Source organism: bacterium (assembly GCA_040755795.1).
In the GTDB taxonomy this organism is placed as follows: domain Bacteria; phylum UBA9089; class CG2-30-40-21; order CG2-30-40-21; family SBAY01; genus JBFLXS01.
On record JBFLXS010000681.1, the window covers coordinates 1 to 1,404 of the forward strand.

General features: G+C 30.8%; 1 protein-coding gene. It reads right to left on the reverse strand.

Going from position 1 to position 1,404, the window contains the following annotated elements; translation table 11 throughout:
* Window positions 1-109: 109 nt before the first annotated feature.
* A partial coding sequence (locus AB1414_20890) for a hypothetical protein (protein ID MEW6609868.1) occupies window positions 110-1,404 on the reverse strand: 1,295 nt, incomplete at its 5' end.

Below are 1,404 nucleotides of genomic sequence, written 5' to 3' on the forward strand. Positions count from 1 at the left end.
TATATAGTATTCCCTCCTCTTGATGTCAACTAAGCAAATTATTTCTTTTTTGTCGCTTTGGCATCTTTTATCACCCAAAACTCTCCCAAACCCACACCATAACTAAAAGTCATTTGCAACGCTCTCTTTTTATTTCTAATTCAAACATATACTCACCGTTAACCTTTTTCCAATTAACTCCTCCATCATATGATACAAAAGATCTCTCATAATTATAATAATTGTCCACAGGAATCTCTAAATATGCATCTTCTATTGGATACAAGGTAAAGGTATTAAGTCCCCTCTTTAATAGAGAAGGTGGAATTGGACCAATACTTATTTTACCAAGTAATCCTTCTAAAAGAAAGAATTTTTCACAAGGTATTTTAAACAATTCTGTCTCATTAACCTTAAATATTACACTTCCTATTTTCTTGCCACTTAAAATTAACCAAAGATGACATTCTTTCATCTTTGAAATATCCTTATTAATAAAAATTTCTTTTTTTAGAATTACTGAAGATTCTTTTAATGATATACTTTTACCTCCATGCCAGTCATCGCTACTATCTCTAATGATAAATCCCTCTTCAGTTTTAATATAAGTTCCATAAGGTGGGATTGGTTGAAGTTTTTTGATTATGAGTTGAGAATTTACCACTCCTGTAAAAATAATCAATAAAATACCTGGCAAAATAATCTTTTTATACTCCTTAAACTTAAACCTTTCATAAAAATAATAAATAGTAAATCCTCCAAATAATGCTAAGCAAGGAATTATTGGTGGACGGTACCGACCAACTACTACAAAAGCTATTACTGAAAAACTATACGCAAAAATAAAAAGATAAAGTAGAAGAAACTTTTGCCAGTAGTGGTTTAAAAAGAAGAATAAACCTGTCAAGCCTATAATAGCTACCCCCCCAAAGGTAATAATAAAGGGTAATTTCAATAAAGACCTAAATCTATTTCTTGCAATATCATAATTTACCTGATGAGGAATATCCCAACTACCCCAAAATAATAAAAACTTTTTAAGCTCTAGTTTTATAAATTTCACAGGTTCTCTTTTTACAAAATCTAATACATCAGCTAAATAAAGGTTTTTCTCTTCCTTTTTCATCTTCTCTTGAAGTTTATCTAAGTATTGGTCCCAATGATGAACATCAAATGCCCCTGTTGCATGCTCATTATTACCTATCCAAAATTGAAATCCGCCAGCAGTAGTTAGTAAGATAAATTTACCTCCATAAAGACAGTTGCGAATAGTAACAGGTGAGATAGTCATAAAGAATGCTAATAATACAATCGCATATTTAGCTATTATCTCTTTCTTTGGTATCTTATAGGTAATAAGCATCCATATCAGAATAAATGGCAGAAAGACAATCGTATTAGGTTGAGAAAGAGTAGCTAATCCCA